Origin of the sequence: Pseudomonas resinovorans NBRC 106553, assembly GCF_000412695.1 — a bacterium.
Classification (GTDB): Bacteria; Pseudomonadota; Gammaproteobacteria; order Pseudomonadales; family Pseudomonadaceae; genus Metapseudomonas; species Metapseudomonas resinovorans_A.
The window spans coordinates 622,957-637,097 of record NC_021499.1 but is presented as its reverse complement, the minus strand read 5'-3'; the positions used below and the strand labels follow the sequence as shown (position 1 = coordinate 637,097).

Annotated in this window: 14 protein-coding genes; 9 read left to right on the top strand and 5 right to left on the bottom strand. The window is 65.0% G+C overall.

Annotated features, from left to right (window positions below; translation table 11 throughout):
- Positions 1–128 precede the first annotated feature (128 nt).
- Positions 129–1,328 (bottom strand): tyrosine--tRNA ligase, encoded by a 1,200-nt coding sequence (tyrS, locus tag PCA10_RS02840; protein ID WP_016490515.1) that lies wholly within the window; start codon positions 1,326–1,328, stop codon positions 129–131.
- Between the two features lie 181 nt (positions 1,329–1,509).
- On the opposite strand from tyrS, the gene PCA10_RS02835 reads away from it, so the two are divergent.
- Both PCA10_RS02835 and PCA10_RS02830 read left to right on the top strand, forming a co-directional pair.
- A complete protein-coding gene (locus tag PCA10_RS02835) occupies positions 1,510–2,949 on the top strand; it encodes a peptidoglycan DD-metalloendopeptidase family protein (RefSeq protein WP_016490514.1) in 1,440 nt (479 codons plus the stop codon).
- A 4-nt stretch (positions 2,950–2,953) separates the two neighbouring features.
- Complete coding sequence (locus PCA10_RS02830; protein WP_016490513.1) at positions 2,954–4,045, top strand: anhydro-N-acetylmuramic acid kinase; 1,092 nt, start codon at positions 2,954–2,956, stop codon at positions 4,043–4,045.
- A gap of 61 nt (positions 4,046–4,106) precedes the next feature.
- Here PCA10_RS02830 and erpA read toward each other — a convergent pair whose 3' ends face one another.
- Together erpA and argC are read right to left on the bottom strand one after the other, a co-directional pair.
- The gene (erpA, locus tag PCA10_RS02825) at positions 4,107–4,457 is read right to left on the bottom strand and encodes an iron-sulfur cluster insertion protein ErpA (protein WP_016490512.1); all 351 of its coding nucleotides are present in this window, start codon (positions 4,455–4,457) and stop codon (positions 4,107–4,109) included.
- 150 nt (positions 4,458–4,607) lie between these two features.
- A complete protein-coding gene (gene argC / locus PCA10_RS02820; RefSeq protein WP_016490511.1) occupies positions 4,608–5,642 on the bottom strand; it encodes an N-acetyl-gamma-glutamyl-phosphate reductase in 1,035 nt (344 codons plus the stop codon).
- A gap of 133 nt (positions 5,643–5,775) precedes the next feature.
- Between argC and hemJ the strand changes: the two genes are divergently transcribed.
- The 5 genes from hemJ (at position 5,776) to PCA10_RS02795 (ending at position 10,415) form a co-directional block, all read left to right on the top strand.
- Positions 5,776–6,201, top strand: coding sequence for a protoporphyrinogen oxidase HemJ (gene hemJ / locus PCA10_RS02815; protein WP_016490510.1), 426 nt, complete (start codon positions 5,776–5,778; stop codon positions 6,199–6,201).
- Positions 6,202–6,221: 20 nt separating this feature from the next.
- A complete protein-coding gene (locus PCA10_RS02810) occupies positions 6,222–7,184 on the top strand; it encodes an NAD(P)H-dependent flavin oxidoreductase (protein ID WP_016490509.1) in 963 nt (320 codons plus the stop codon).
- Positions 7,181–8,440 (top strand): alanine racemase, encoded by a 1,260-nt coding sequence (locus PCA10_RS02805; protein WP_016490508.1) that lies wholly within the window; start codon positions 7,181–7,183, stop codon positions 8,438–8,440. Before PCA10_RS02810 ends, PCA10_RS02805 begins: the two co-directional genes overlap by 4 nt.
- A 93-nt stretch (positions 8,441–8,533) precedes the next feature.
- On the top strand, positions 8,534–9,571 hold the full coding sequence (locus PCA10_RS02800) for a DUF805 domain-containing protein (RefSeq protein WP_016490507.1): 1,038 nt from the start codon (positions 8,534–8,536) through the stop codon (positions 9,569–9,571).
- Positions 9,572–9,626: 55 nt separating this feature from the next.
- On the top strand, positions 9,627–10,415 hold the full coding sequence (locus PCA10_RS02795) for an SDR family NAD(P)-dependent oxidoreductase (RefSeq protein ID WP_016490506.1): 789 nt from the start codon (positions 9,627–9,629) through the stop codon (positions 10,413–10,415).
- A gap of 3 nt (positions 10,416–10,418) precedes the next feature.
- On the opposite strand, the gene PCA10_RS02790 is transcribed toward PCA10_RS02795, so the two are convergent.
- A complete protein-coding gene (locus tag PCA10_RS02790) occupies positions 10,419–11,900 on the bottom strand; it encodes an AAA family ATPase (RefSeq protein ID WP_016490505.1) in 1,482 nt (493 codons plus the stop codon).
- 89 nt (positions 11,901–11,989) lie between these two features.
- Here PCA10_RS02790 and PCA10_RS02785 point away from each other — a divergent pair, with 89 nt between their 5' ends.
- A complete protein-coding gene (locus PCA10_RS02785; protein WP_016490504.1) occupies positions 11,990–12,328 on the top strand; it encodes a histidine triad nucleotide-binding protein in 339 nt (112 codons plus the stop codon).
- Positions 12,329–12,413: 85 nt separating this feature from the next.
- Positions 12,414–13,061 carry a 2-polyprenyl-3-methyl-6-methoxy-1,4-benzoquinone monooxygenase gene (gene coq7 / locus PCA10_RS02780; protein ID WP_016490503.1) on the top strand — a complete coding sequence of 216 codons (648 nt, stop codon included), beginning with the start codon at positions 12,414–12,416 and terminating at the stop codon, positions 13,059–13,061.
- A gap of 60 nt (positions 13,062–13,121) precedes the next feature.
- On the opposite strand, the gene speD is transcribed toward coq7, so the two are convergent.
- On the bottom strand, positions 13,122–13,916 hold the full coding sequence (gene speD / locus PCA10_RS02775; RefSeq protein WP_041770114.1) for an adenosylmethionine decarboxylase: 795 nt from the start codon (positions 13,914–13,916) through the stop codon (positions 13,122–13,124).
- Positions 13,917–14,141 lie beyond the last annotated feature (225 nt).

Sequence of the window (14,141 nt, the reverse complement as noted above, 5' to 3'; positions counted from 1 at the left end):
CGATCACCTCTTCTCGCTTTTCCGCCTTGTTAAGTGCTTGATTTTCAAGCTCTTTCGCCGCCTCGTCGCTGGAAGAGGTGCGCATTATAGGCGCGCAGAATCTGCCGTCAACACTTATTTGAAACTCTTTACTCGGCCGCGAGGGAAACCCGCGCGAACGCCTTCTTGCCCGCTTGCAGGACATGGGTGGCCCCGAGCTTGAATACGAAGCCGCGCTCTACCACCTGGCCGTCCACACGCACACCACCGGAACCCAGCAGGTCACGTGCGACCGCGGCGTTCTTCACCAGGCCTGCCTTATTAAGGACGGAAGCGATGGGCATATCTTCAGCAGAAAGCAACTGGACCTCAGGCAGGTCGAGCGGCAGTTCACCTTCCTTCATACGGTTGCCCGCAGAGCGATGGGCAGTCGCGGCAGCTTCTTCGCCATGGAAGCGCGCCACGATCTCCTCGGCCAGCTTGATCTTGATGTCACGCGGGTTGGCACCCGCCTCGACGTCGCGCTTGAACTGGGTGATCTCGTCCATGGAACGGAAGCTCAGCAGCTCGAAGTAACGCCACATCAGCTGGTCCGGGATAGAGACAAGCTTGTTGTACATCACGCCCGGCGCTTCCTGGATACCCACGTAGTTACCCAGGGACTTGGACATCTTCTTCACGCCATCCAGACCTTCGAGCAACGGCATGGTCAGGATGCACTGGGACTCCTGGCCGTAGGCGCGCTGCAGCTCGCGCCCCATCAGCAGGTTGAACTTCTGGTCAGTGCCACCCAGTTCCACATCGGCACGCAGGGCCACCGAGTCGTAACCCTGGACCAGCGGATAGAGGAACTCGTGGATCGCGATGGGCTGCTGGGTGCTGTAGCGCTTGCTGAAATCATCACGCTCGAGCATGCGCGCAACGGTGTACTGAGAAGCCAGGCGAATGAAGTCGGCCGGACTCAACTGGTCCATCCAGGTGGAGTTGAACGCCACCTCGGTCTTGGCCGGATCGAGGATCTTGAACACCTGGGCCTTGTAGGTCTCAGCGTTATCCAGGACCTGTTCGCGGGTCAGCGGCGGGCGCGTGGCGCTCTTGCCGCTGGGGTCGCCGATCATCCCGGTGAAGTCGCCGATCAGGAAGATCACCTGGTGCCCGAGCTCCTGGAACTGGCGCAGCTTATTAATAAGCACGGTGTGGCCGAGGTGGAGGTCGGGAGCGGTCGGATCGAAGCCGGCCTTGATGCGCAGCGGCTGGCCACGCTTGAGCTTTTCGACCAGCTCGGACTCGACCAAAACCTCTTCCGCACCGCGCTTGATCAGCGCCAGCTGCTCTTCAACCGACTTCATGACAGGACTCGTAGACCATTGGATAGACAAAGGGGAACCAACCATACAAGATCGCGCACCAATTACAAGTTTTGCGCCCAGCCCGTGCCAGTCAGCGGAAGGAAGCACTCCGAGGTTGCCTAGGGCTTATTTTGATTATATTTTAGGCAGTTAGTTCATATTCCAAAACACACCACACGCCATGACGCATTCAGTACCTAAAGAGCCGCCCTACCCGAAGAGCCACTTGCTGGCTGCTAGCGGTGTAGCTGCGCTGCTCAGCCTGGCCCTGCTGGTGTTCCCGTCTCGCGAGGTCGAGGCGAAGAAGACCTTCATCAACCTGGAGCTGGAAAACGGCTCGGAGATGGTGATCCAGGAGAAGGATGACCTCCGACAAGGTTCCGCTGCCGGGGATGAGGGTATCTCGCCGTTCGCCAAGATCGAGAACCCAGCAGAAAACCAGAACAGCGCCGGAAAAGACGCGGATAAGAAGGCAGACCAAGCTTCCGAACTCGCTTCCACTGAAAAACCCGTCGATCCCAGCCTGAAGGCTGTGACCGTGGGTAACGGCGACACTTTGTCCACCGTATTCGCCAAGGTGGGCCTGTCCGCCAACGTCCTGCACGACGTGCTCAACAGCAGCAAGGACGCCAAGCAGCTCAGCCGCCTCAAGGTCGGCCAGAACTTCGAATTCAAGCTGACCCCGGAAGGGCAGCTCGAGCGCATCAGTACCAAGCTGAGCGGGCTCGAAAGTGTTCACCTCGAAAAGACTTCCAAGGGCTACGCCTTCAAGCGTGACCTGATCAAGCCCGAAGTGCGCTCGGCGTACGCGCGTGGCGTGATCGACAGCTCCCTGTTCCTCTCCGCCAAGCGCGCCGGCCTGTCCCATGACCTGACCATGGACCTGGCGAACATCTTCGGCTACGACATCGACTTCGCCCTCGACATCCGCGAAGGCGACGAATTCGAGATGATCTACGAAGAGAAGGTGGTCGACGGCAAGAAGGTCGGCAGTGGCGAGATCCTCGCCGCGCGCTTCATCAATCGTGGCAAGACCTTCACCACCGTGCGCTACGTCGACAAGCAAGGTAACCCCACTTACCTGCGCGGTGACGGCACCGCCATGCGCAAGGCCTTCATCCGTACACCGGTGGACTTCGCCCGCATCAGCTCGCGATTCTCCAACGGCCGCCGCCATCCGATCCTGAACAAGATCCGCGCCCACAAGGGTGTGGACTACGCAGCGCCCCGCGGTACTCCGATCAAGGCTACCGGCGACGGCAAGATCGTCCTGGCAGGTCGTCGCGGCGGCTACGGTAATGCGGTGATCATCCAGCACGGCAGCAAGTACCGCACGCTCTATGGCCACATGAAAGGCTTTGCCAAGGGCATTCGCACCGGCGGCAGCGTGAAGCAGGGCCAGATCATCGGATACGTGGGTACTACCGGTCTCTCCACCGGCCCGCACCTGCACTACGAGTTCCAGGTGAACGGCGTGCACGTCGACCCGCTGGGCGTGAAACTGCCCATGGCCGATCCGCTGATCGCCAGCGAGAAGAAGCGCTTCCTGCAGATGACCCAGCCGCTGCTGGCGCGCATGGACCAGGAAAAGGCCAGCATGCTGGCCCTGAACAAGCGCTGAGCACATGGCGCGCTACCTGGGGGTGATGTCCGGGACCAGCCTTGATGGCCTGGACATCGCCCTGGTTGAACAGACCGACCGCATCACCCTCCTCGATACCCACTACATCCCCATGCCCGGCTCGTTACGCAGCGAGCTGTTGGCACTCTGCGCCCCCGGGCCTGACGAACTGGCTCGCGCAGCGCTGGCGGAGAATGGCTGGGTCGAACTGGCCGCAACCGGCATCAACGCGCTGCTGGTGCGCAACAACCTCGGCGCCAGGGATATCCGCGCTATTGGCAGTCACGGCCAGACCGTGCGCCACGAACCCGCACGGGGCTTCACGATCCAGATCGGCAATCCGGCGCTGCTCGCCGAGCTAACCGGCATCACCGTGGTCGGCGACTTCCGCCGTCGCGACGTGGCCGCCGGCGGCCAAGGTGCGCCCCTGGTTCCAGCCTTCCACGAGTTCCTTTTCGGCGACGCCAACAGCCACCGTGCCGTGCTCAACGTGGGCGGGTTCAGCAACCTGAGCCTGATCGAGCCGGGCAAGCCCGTGCACGGTTTCGACTGCGGCCCCGGCAACGTCCTGCTGGACGCCTGGATCCACCTGCAGCGTGGCGACACCTTCGACCGCAACGGCGATTGGGCCGCCAGCGGCACCCTACAGCAACGACTGCTCGATACGCTGTTCGGCGACACCTTCTTCTCCGCTCGCGGACCGAAGAGCACCGGCCGCGAGCTGTTCAACCTCGGCTGGCTGCAATCCCACCTGGCGCGCCTGCCCCGCTTCAAGCACGAGGATGTGCAGGCCACCCTGCTGGAACTCACCGCCCGCAGCATCATCGACGCCCTGCGCGCGGCTCAGACCAGGACCAACGACCTGTTGGTGTGCGGCGGTGGCGCTCACAACCGCCAGCTGATGCTGCGCCTCGCCGCCCTGCTGCCCGGCACGCGCGTATGCAGCACCGCGGATTTCGGCGTGGACCCCGACTGGGTCGAGGCCATGGCCTTCGCCTGGCTCGCCCACTGCTGCCTGGAAGGCATTCCCACCAACCGTCCCAGCGTCACCGGTGCCCGGGGCCTGCGCATTCTCGGCGCCATCTACCCCGCCTGAGCGAATCCAGCACAAACGAAAACGCCGTGCATATGCACGGCGTTCGCTGGACGAACTGAAATCAGATCGAGAAGGAAGAACCGCAACCGCAGGTAGTGGCGGCATTCGGGTTCTTGATCACGAAGCGCGACCCTTCCAGACCTTCCTGGTAGTCCACTTCGGCACCCGCCAGGTACTGGAAACTCATCGGGTCGACCACCAGGCTGACACCGTCACGCTCGACGATGGTGTCGTCGTCCGCCACGTCTTCATCGAAGGTGAAGCCGTACTGGAAACCCGAGCAACCGCCGCCAGTGACAAAGACACGAAGCTTCAGGCGCGGATTGCCCTCTTCATCGACCAGGTTCTTCACCTTGCTGGCCGCGCTCTCGGTGAACATCAGGGCTGAAGGGGTGAAGGATTCGACGCTCATGCTGCAACTCTCCCGGCTTGACGCCGCCATACTGCGCTAAGGCGAGGCATTATCCGCTTACCCTAGAAAACTGGTCAACTATTAAGCGTTTCGACCCGGCAAAGGGATCGAAGTGCGGCGCCGGCAATGAAACGCCGGCGCCAGGCGCGATCAAGGCAACAGCGCGGCATGGGACAGGCCCAGACGCTCTTCGAGACCGAACATGATGTTGAGGTTCTGGACGGCCTGGCCGGAAGCGCCCTTCACCAGGTTGTCGATCACCGACAGGACCACCACCAGGTCGCCGCCCTGCGGGCGGTGCACCGCGATACGGCAGACGTTGGCGCCACGCACGCTGCGGGTTTCCGGATGGCTGCCGGCCGGCATCACATCGACGAAGGGTTCGTTGGCATAACGCTTCTCGAACAGCGCCTGCAGGTCGACGCTCTTGTCGACCACGTTCGCGTAGAGGGTGGCGTGGATGCCACGGATCATCGGCGTCAGGTGCGGCACGAAGGTCAGGCCCACCGGGCCACCCGCGGCGCGGCGCAGGCCCTGGCTGATTTCCGGCAGGTGGCGGTGGCCCTTGACCGAGTAGGCCATCATGCTTTCGCCCGCCTCGCAGAACAGCGAGCCCACCTTGGCGCCACGGCCGGCGCCGCTGACACCCGACTTGCAGTCGGCGATCAGTTGGCTGGTATCCGCCAGGCCGGCTTCCAGCAGCGGGATGAAGCCCAGTTGGGCGGCAGTCGGGTAGCAACCGGGAACGGCGATCAGGCGCGCGCCCTTGATGGCTTCGCGATTGACTTCCGGCAGGCCGTAGACGGCCTCCGGCAGCAGCGCCGGGGCGCCATGGGGCTGGCCGTACCACTTGGCCCACTCCTCTGCGTCCTGCAGACGGAAGTCGGCGGACAGGTCGATCACCCGGGTACCGGCCGCCAGCAGCTCGCCGGCCAGGGCATGGGCAACGCCGTGGGGGGTGGCGAAGAACACCGCGTCGCAGGCACCCAGGGTGGCCACGTCCGGAACGCTGAACGCCAGGTTGTCGTAGTGGCCGCGCAGGTTCGGATACATATCGGCGACCTTCATCCCGGCCTCGGATCGCGATGTGATCACCGCGACCTCCACCTGCGGGTGCTGCGCCAGCAGACGCAGCAGTTCGACACCGGTGTAGCCCGTGCCGCCGACGATTCCGACCTTGACCATCACTTGCCCCTCAAAGAACCGATTGGAAAGCTGCCGATGATAAGGCCGCATCGGCCAGGGGCCAACCGCCGAGGTGACGTGCGGGCGCTCAAGCCTCTACTATCCGGACGATCTGTCCGATGGAAACCGTCCCATGCTCTATCTGTGGCTCAAGGCCCTGCACCTGATCGCCGTCGTTTGCTGGTTCGCCGGCCTGTTCTATCTGCCGCGACTCTTCGTCTACCACGCCACCGCCGAGGACGAGCCCAGCCGGGAGCGTTTCAAGGTCATGGAACGCAAGCTCTACCGCGGCATCATGGGCCCCTCGATGGTCGCCACCCTGGTCTTCGGCCTGTGGATGCTCTACCTCAATCCGAGCTGGCTGAGCCAAGGCTGGCTGCACGCCAAGCTCACCCTGGTGGTCCTGCTGATCGGTTATCACCACGCCTGCGGCAGCCTGCTCAAGCGCTTCGCCCGCGACGAGAACCGCCGTGGCCATGTGTTCTACCGCTGGTTCAACGAAGTGCCAGTGCTGTTTTTGATCGCCATCGTGATCCTGGTGGTCGTCAAGCCCTTCTGACCTGACAAGAGGAATGCCAGATGTCCCTGCCCGCCCTGCTCGATCAACGCCTGCGCCTGCCGGTGGTCGCCGCGCCGATGTTCCTGGTCTCCAACCCCAGCCTGGTCCTGGCCTGCTGCAACAGCGGCATCGTCGGCAGCTTTCCGGCGCTGAACCAGCGCGAGAGCAGCGGCTTCCGTGCCTGGCTGGAGGAGATCGAAGCGGGTCTGGCTGCGGATGCGGCGCCCTACGCGGTCAACCTCATCGTTCACCACAGCAACCCGCGCCTCTCCGCGGACCTGGCCATCTGCGTCGAGAAGCGCGTGCCCATCGTCATCACCAGCCTTGGCGCAGTGAAGGAGGTGGTGGACGCCGTACACAGCTACGGCGGCCTGGTATTCCATGACGTCACCACCCGCCGCCACGCGGAGAAAGCCGCCGAGGCCGGGGTCGATGGGCTGATCGCGGTCGCGGCCGGTGCCGGTGGCCACGCCGGAACCTGGAGCCCGTTCGCGCTGATCGCCGAAATCCGCCAGTTCTTCGACAAGACCCTGCTGCTCGCCGGCTGCCTCAACCACGGCCACGAGATCTTCGCCGCGCAGATGCTTGGCGCCGACCTCGCCTACCTCGGCACCCGCTTCATCGCCACCCAGCAGAGCGATGCCGAAACCCGCTACAAGCAGATGATCCTCGATGCCCGCGCGGCGGACATCGTCCATACGCCCGCCGTCTCCGGCGTACCCGCCAGCTTCATGCGCCAGAGCCTGGAAGCCGCCGGCTATGACCTGAAACGCCTGGCCGACAAGGCCGATATCAACTACGGCGAGAAGCTCAAGCCGGTCAGCGACGAGGCCAAGGCCTGGAAGACCGTGTGGTCCGCCGGCCAGGGGGTGGGCAATATCCGCGACCTGCCCACGGTTGCAGAACTGGTCGCCCGCCTCGACCAGGAGTACCGCGCCGCCCGCGACAAGGCCGGACAACTGGGCCAACGCTGGACCCGATGAGGCGCCGCACCCTGCTCGGACTCGGCGCGCTCGGCGCCCTGGGCCTGTGGGCGGCGCGCCCCAGCGATCAGGGCCGCCCCCACGATGCCTACTTCGCGCGCCTGAACCAGTTGCTGCGTCAGGACGGCGGCGGCATCCCGCAACTGGTCATCGACCTCGACCGCCTGGATGCCAACGCCGACCTGCTGGCCACGCGGCTCGGTCCGACACCGCTGCGCCTGGTGGCCAAGTCCCTCGCCTCGGGCGGTCTGCTGGACTACCTGGCCCGGCGCCTGAACTGCTCACGCTTCATGGTGTTCCACCAGCCCCAGCTGAACCAACTGGCGCGACTCTTCCCCAACGCCGACCTGCTGCTGGGCAAGCCCCTGCCGGCCGCCGCGGCCCTGGCCTTCTACCGGCAACTGCCACAACACCTTGGCTTCGACCCCAGCCGACAGGTCACCTGGTTGATCGACAGCCCGCAGCGCCTGCAGGAGTACGCCGAGCTGGGTCGCGCCCTCGGGCAGCCGTTGCAGGTCGCCCTGGAGATCGATATCGGCCTGGCGCGCGGCGGCTTCGCCACGCCCGAAGCCCTGGGCACTGCGCTTGGGCAACTGGCGGCCCAGCCGTCGCCGTTGCGGCTACGTGGCCTGATGGGCTACGACGCCCAGGTGGCGCACGCGCCGTTCTGGATCGGCCGCCAACGCGCCCTGGACGAGAGCAACGCCCGCTACCAGGCATTCATCCGCGCCGCCCAAGCCTCGCCGCTCTGGCCGAGCGAGCCGCTGCTCAACGGCGGCGGCAGCCAGACCTACCCACTGCACGTGGGCGGCCAGGGGCCGCTGAACGAGGTGGCAGTGGGCTCCGCCCTGCTCAAGCCGGGTGCCTTCGACAGCGAATTGCTCCATGGCCATCAGCCGGCCCTGTGGATAGCCACGCCGGTGCTCAAGGTGCTCGACGGCGCCCTGCCCTTTCTGGACGCGGCGCAGCGCCTGCTGCAAGGCTGGAATCCCAACCGCCAACGCGCCCATTACCTCTATGGCGGCAACTGGCAGGCGACCCCGGCATCGCCGGTCGGACTCGCCTACGACACGCTCTACGGCCGCAGTGCCAACCAGGAACGTCTGATCGGCTCCCGCGCGACTGCGCTGGCCGTGGACGACTGGGTGTTCCTGCGCCCGGCCCAGTCCGAGACGACCCTCGGCGAGTTCGCCGATCTTCGCCTCTTGCGTGGTGGCAGCCTGGTGGGTCGCTGGAGCCCCCTCGGCACCGGCTGAAGCCTGTATTTGTGCGCCAGACCGCTTGTGCCGCGGGCCGCAGCGCAATTACGCTGTGCCATCATCTTTTCCGTCGTCGACAAGGATGCCCGTATGACCGAAGCCCGTTACAAGATCGTCTTCGACGGTGAACCCATGCCCGGCGTGGCAATGGATACCGTCAAGGAAAACCTCGCCCGCCTGTTCAAGAGTGATCCCAGCAAGATCGACGGCCTGTTCGGCGGCCGCAGCGTCGCCCTCAAGCGCGACCTGCCCGAAGAGGAGGCCGACAAGTACCTGTCCGCCCTGCAGCGCGCCGGCGCCAATGTGCGCAAGGAGCACGACCGGGCCGCCGAGCTGAGCCTGGTGGCCACCGACGACCACCCGGACCCGAATGCGGTCGCGGCCGCCGAAGCCACCACGACCGACGTCATGAGCTGCCCGAAATGCGGCCATGAACAGCCCAAGTCCGCCGAGTGCCAGGCCTGCGGGGTCATCATCGAGAAGTACCTGGCCCGCCAGGCGCAATTGGCGGAGGAGTCCGCTCCACAGAAAGCCGCCGCAGTCGCCGCCAGTGCCACTACCGAAACGGCTTCCCCCTACGCGCCGCCCCAGGCACAGGTAGGCGAGCAGCTGCCGGAATTCGGCGAGCTCAAGGTGCTCAGCACCACCGGCCGCATCGGCCGTGTGCGCTACCTCGGCTGGAGCATGGGTCTGCTACTGGCGTTCCTGCCGATCGGCGCGTTGATCGCCGGCAGCATGGCCGTGTCCACCACCCTCAGTGGCCTGCTAGTGATAGCCGCCTGTGTGGCGCTGATGGTGGTCAGCCTGTTCATCGGCGTGCAGCGCATCCACGACATGGGTTGGTCCGGCTGGCTCTGGCTGCTCAACCTGGTGCCGGTGGTGGGCAGCGTGTTCGCGCTGCTGATGCTGTTCATGCCGGGCACCGCCGGTCCCAACCGCTATGGCCCACCGCCACCGCCGAACAGCCGTGCGGTGATAGTGCTCGCCTGGTTGATCCTCCTCGTGCCGATTCTCGGTATAGTCGCCGCCGTTTCGATTCCGGCCTATCAGGACTACCTGAACGCAGAAATGGGCCAGTCCGCCGGAATCGACCAGCCGGCCGCCATCGAAGGCGAAGCGGCAGAGTAAGCAACCTCCCGGGGCCGGCGTTGTCCAACCCGGCCCCGTTACGGAGAACCTCCAGATGCCCCGTTATGCCCTGATCACCGGCGCCTCCAGCGGTATCGGCCTGGCCCTGGCCGAAGCCCTGGCGCGGCGAGGGCGGCACCTGCTGCTGGTGGCACGGCAACGGGATGTTCTGGAGAGCGTCGCCTGCGAGCTGACCCAGCGCTTCGGCGTGGAGGTGTTGTTCCGCTACTGCGACCTTGCCGAGCCCCTGCACGTATCCGGCCTGCTGATGGACCTGGAACAAGGGGAGCTGGACATCGATCTGCTGGTGAACAACGCCGGCATCGGCACGTCCGGTGCCTACGTCGACCAGGATTGGGGCCGCGAGCAGGAGCTGCTCGAACTCAATGTCCTGGCCATGGCCAGGCTCTGCCATGGCATCGGCGGCCTGATGGCGCGCCAGGGTGGCGGGCAGATACTCAATGTCGCCTCGGTGGCGGGCTTCCAGCCCGGCCCCTGGATGAGCAACTACTACGCCAGCAAGGCCTATGTGCTGAATTTCTCCGAAGGCCTGCGCGAGGAGCTGCGCCCCCGTGGCGTGAAGGTCTCGGTGCTTTGCCCCGGCCCGACCCGCACCGCTTTCTTCCGTGGCGCCCACCTCGAAGTCGGCGGCCTGGAAGGCAGCAAGCTGATGCTGAGCCCGGAGGAAGTCGCACTGGAGACCGTGCGCGCCCTCGAGAAGGACCGCGCCATCATCATCCCCGGTTGGCGCAACCGCGTGGCCGCCTTCCTCCCCAGGCTGGCGCCGCGCTGGCTGGTACGACGCCTGGCGGGCCGGATCATCCGCCGCTTCGCCCAACCCTGAGCCTCAATCGGCCATCACGCAGCGCCCGCTCGCCCAGCCACGCAGGTTGGCCAGCGGTTCGGCCATCAACACCGAGAGCGGGGCCGTTCCCTTCAGTTCCCGCAGCAACAGCGCCTGGTCGGCCGGGCATTGCAGAGCCTGGGCCGCATAGAGCATGCCGACCACTGCCTGTTCGATCTCGGCACCGGAGAAACCGTCGCTGGCAGCCGTCAGTTGGTGGAGATCGAAATGCACCGGGTCCAGCTCGCGACGGGCCAGATGAATGCGGAAGATCTCGGCGCGCACCTCGGGCGACGGCAAGTCGACGAAGAACAGCTCGTCGAAGCGCCCTTTGCGCAGCAGCTCCGGCGGCAATCGTTCGATGGCGTTGGCGGTGGCCACCAGGAACACCGGCGCCTTGCGCTCAGCCATCCAGGTCAGCAGGGTGCCCAGCACACGCTGGCTGACGCCGCCATCGTGGTCGCTGCTGGCCAGGCCCTTCTCGACCTCGTCCATCCACAGCACGCAGGGTGCCATCTGTTCGGCCAGCCGGAGTGCCTCCCGCAGGTTGCGTTCGGTTTCGCCGAAGAACTTGTTGTACAGGCAGGCGAAGTCCAGGCGCAGCAGCGGCAGGCCCCAGAGTCCGGCCACGGCCTTGGCGGCGAGGCTCTTGCCACCGCCCTGCACGCCCACCAGCAACACGCCCTTGGGCCGGTCCTTGCCCTTGTCTTCCAGCAGCGCCGACTGGCGTTCGGCCAGCCAGCGCTTGAGGTTGGCCAGCCCGCCCACCTCGGCGAAGCGCGCGGTTTCATACTCGAAGCTGAGCACGCCTTCCAGGTCCAGCAACTGGAACTTGGCCTTGTTCAACTCCGGCAGGTCTTCCTGGGTGATGGCGCCGTCGTCGCAGATGACGTTGCGCGCCAGGGCCCGGGCCTCGCCGTGGCTCAGACCGCGCAGGTTCTTCACCACCTGCTGCAGGGTGCGGTTGTCGGTGCGCACCCGAGCGCCACGGTTGCGCTCGCTCCAGTTCGTCGCCTCCTCGCGGACGATGCCGAGCAGTTCATCCTCACTGGGCAGCGCCAAGTCGAACCGCGCGGCGTAGCGCTGCACTTCCGGTGGCAGCTTGAGGGCATGGGAAACCAGTACCAGGGTCGGCTTGTGGTTGCCCTCGGCCATGGCCACTTCCTTCAACAGCCGTATCGTCTTGGGGTTGTCGTCGAGGAAGGGGTGCAGGTCGCACATCACGTAGAGATTCGGCTGCGGATCGGCCTTGATCAGCTTGAGCGCCGTTTCAGGCTCGCGGCTATCGCCCTCGCCCAGGCTCTCGCCACCGAACCCCAGGCGCTGGAGCCCTTCGCTGACCGCCCAGGTGTAGAGCCCGAGGCCGCGCTTGACCGCCAGGCTGGTGAGGGTCTCCAGCACGCGGCGCTCGTCCCAGGACTCGATCAGGATCAGCTTGACCCGAGAATCCAGCACCAGGCCGAGGTCGTGGATATCGTTCTTCAAAGGGGCTCCTTGTGGGCACCGACCCAACTGGCCGGGCAATTGGCTCGCCGCTAAACTCGGGGTTTCTTATAACAGGCCGGAGAATTCCCGTGGACTGTCTGTTCTGCAAAATCGCCGCCGGGCAAATTCCCGCGCGCAAGCTCTACGAGGACGACCAGGTCGTCGCCTTCCATGACATCGGCCCCCAGGCGCCCGTGCACTTCCTGGTGATCCCGAAGAAGCACATCCCCACCCTCAACGACCTCACCGAGGACGACAAGGCCCTCACCGGGCACATGCTGCACACCGCCCAGCGCCTGGCCAAGGAGCAAGGCTGCGACGAAGGCTTCCGCGTGGTGATGAACTGCAACGAACTGGGCGGCCAGACCGTGTTCCACATCCACATGCATGTGCTCGGCCAGCGCGCGCTGCACTGGCCGCCGGGCTGATCGCCCGGGCCGGGGCCTGACACCGGTCAAGCCTCGGCCGGCCCCTTGGGTTAGAATGCCCATCGATTTTCCACGGAGGTGCCGCATGGCCAGCGAACGTTCCTACTCTCCCGCCGACCGGCTGCTGCTGCAGGCCGATGCCGCCTTGCGCACCCTGCTGCCCTTCACCGGCCAGCCGTTCCGCCCCTCCCCCGCCGATGGCCAGCCCGATGCCGCGCTCGCGGACGCGGACGCCCGCCACATCGCCGGACTGATGCGCATCAACCACACCGGCGAGGTCTGCGCCCAGGCGCTCTACCAGGGCCAGGCACTGACCGCCAAGCTGCCGGAAGTGCGCGAAGCCATGGAACACGCCGCCGAGGAGGAGATCGACCACCTGGCCTGGTGCGAGCAGCGTATCCGTGAGCTGGGCAGCCGCCCGAGCGTGCTCAACCCGATCTTCTACGGCCTGTCCTTCGGCGTCGGCGCCGTCGCCGGCCTGATCAGCGACCGCGTCAGCCTGGGCTTCGTCGCCGCCACCGAGGACCAGGTGTGCAAGCACCTCGATGAGCACCTCGAACAGTTGCCGGCGGAGGACACCAAGTCCCGCGCGATCCTCGAGCAGATGCGCACCGACGAGGAACAACACGCCACCAGCGCCATCGAGGCCGGCGGCCTGCGCTTCCCGGCACCGGTGAAATTCGGCATGACCCTGCTCTCCAAGGTGATGACCAAGAGCACCTACCGCATTTGAAACCCACAATGAAAAAGGGCGCCATCAGGCGCCCTTTTTCGTTTCCCGCGTGCAAGCGCCTCAGTTGGGCATGTTGCGCGCGTAGAAGATCTCCAGCATTTCGTGGCGCACGCGCGCCTCGACTTCCTTGCGCTGTTCCGCGGTCAGGTTGCTGGTGGCGTCGCCGAACAGGTAGTTGTCCAGCTCGAAGTCCTTGAGCAGCATCTTGGTGTGGAACAGGTTCTCCTGGTACACGTTGACGTCCGTCATCTGGTAGGCGTCCTGGGTGTCGTCGGAGAGGTAGTTCTGGATCGAGTTGATCTCGTGGTCGATGAAGTGCTTCTTGCCTTCCACGTCACGGGTGAAGCCGCGCACGCGATAGTCCACCGTGACGATGTCCGAGTCGAACTGGTGGATCAGGTAGTTGAGCGCCTTCAGTGGCGAGATCACGCCGCAGGTCGATACATCGATGTCCACGCGGAAGGTGGCGATACCGGACACCGGATGGATTTCCGGGTAGGTATGAACGGTGATGTGGCTCTTGTCGAGGTGCGCCAGGATGGTTTCCGGCAGCGGACCGGGGGATTCCTCGATCTGGCTGTCGGTGGGGGTCACCGGCTGCTCGGAAATCAGGATGGTCACGCTCGCGCCCTGGGGATCGTAATCCTGGCGGGCAATATTGAGGATGTTCGCACCGATGATGTCCACTACGTCGGTGAGGATCTGGGTCAGGCGTTCGGCGTCGTACTCTTCGTCGATGTACTGGACGTAGGCCTGCTGGTCCTCGGGGGTTTCCGCGTAGCAGATGTCATAGATGTTGAAGCTCAAGGTCTTTGTCAGGTTATTGAACCCGTGGAGCTTGAGTTTGCTTTTCACCGTTGAGAGCTCTCTGTGCATATGCGGCTCTGCCGCGTGGTTGAGCATGCCCGTCAGAAGCGCACGACACTTCTGCGTAGGACGGTTTACACCTCTTCGCGTTGGCGATTGTGGTCGTAGGTTCGGGGCCGGGCCCCGGAAATTGGAAGGGGGCGAATTATGCAGACGACAGGCGCCGTCTGCCAGAGTTTGCCGAGCAAATATGATGGCCGGATGTCCTCATCC

Excerpts from the sequence above, each read along its gene's own strand:
- tyrS (WP_016490515.1), bottom strand. The coding sequence starts at position 1,328 with ATGAAGTCGGTTGAAGAGCAGCTGGCGCTGATCAAGCGCGGTGCGGAA.
- PCA10_RS02835 (WP_016490514.1), top strand. The coding sequence starts at position 1,510 with ATGACGCATTCAGTACCTAAAGAGCCGCCCTACCCGAAGAGCCACTTG.
- PCA10_RS02830 (WP_016490513.1), top strand. The coding sequence starts at position 2,954 with ATGGCGCGCTACCTGGGGGTGATGTCCGGGACCAGCCTTGATGGCCTG.
- erpA (WP_016490512.1), bottom strand. The coding sequence starts at position 4,457 with ATGAGCGTCGAATCCTTCACCCCTTCAGCCCTGATGTTCACCGAGAGC.
- argC (WP_016490511.1), bottom strand. The coding sequence starts at position 5,642 with ATGGTCAAGGTCGGAATCGTCGGCGGCACGGGCTACACCGGTGTCGAA.
- hemJ (WP_016490510.1), top strand. The coding sequence starts at position 5,776 with ATGCTCTATCTGTGGCTCAAGGCCCTGCACCTGATCGCCGTCGTTTGC.
- PCA10_RS02810 (WP_016490509.1), top strand. The coding sequence starts at position 6,222 with ATGTCCCTGCCCGCCCTGCTCGATCAACGCCTGCGCCTGCCGGTGGTC.
- PCA10_RS02805 (WP_016490508.1), top strand. The coding sequence starts at position 7,181 with ATGAGGCGCCGCACCCTGCTCGGACTCGGCGCGCTCGGCGCCCTGGGC.
- PCA10_RS02800 (WP_016490507.1), top strand. The coding sequence starts at position 8,534 with ATGACCGAAGCCCGTTACAAGATCGTCTTCGACGGTGAACCCATGCCC.
- PCA10_RS02795 (WP_016490506.1), top strand. The coding sequence starts at position 9,627 with ATGCCCCGTTATGCCCTGATCACCGGCGCCTCCAGCGGTATCGGCCTG.
- coq7 (WP_016490503.1), top strand. The coding sequence starts at position 12,414 with ATGGCCAGCGAACGTTCCTACTCTCCCGCCGACCGGCTGCTGCTGCAG.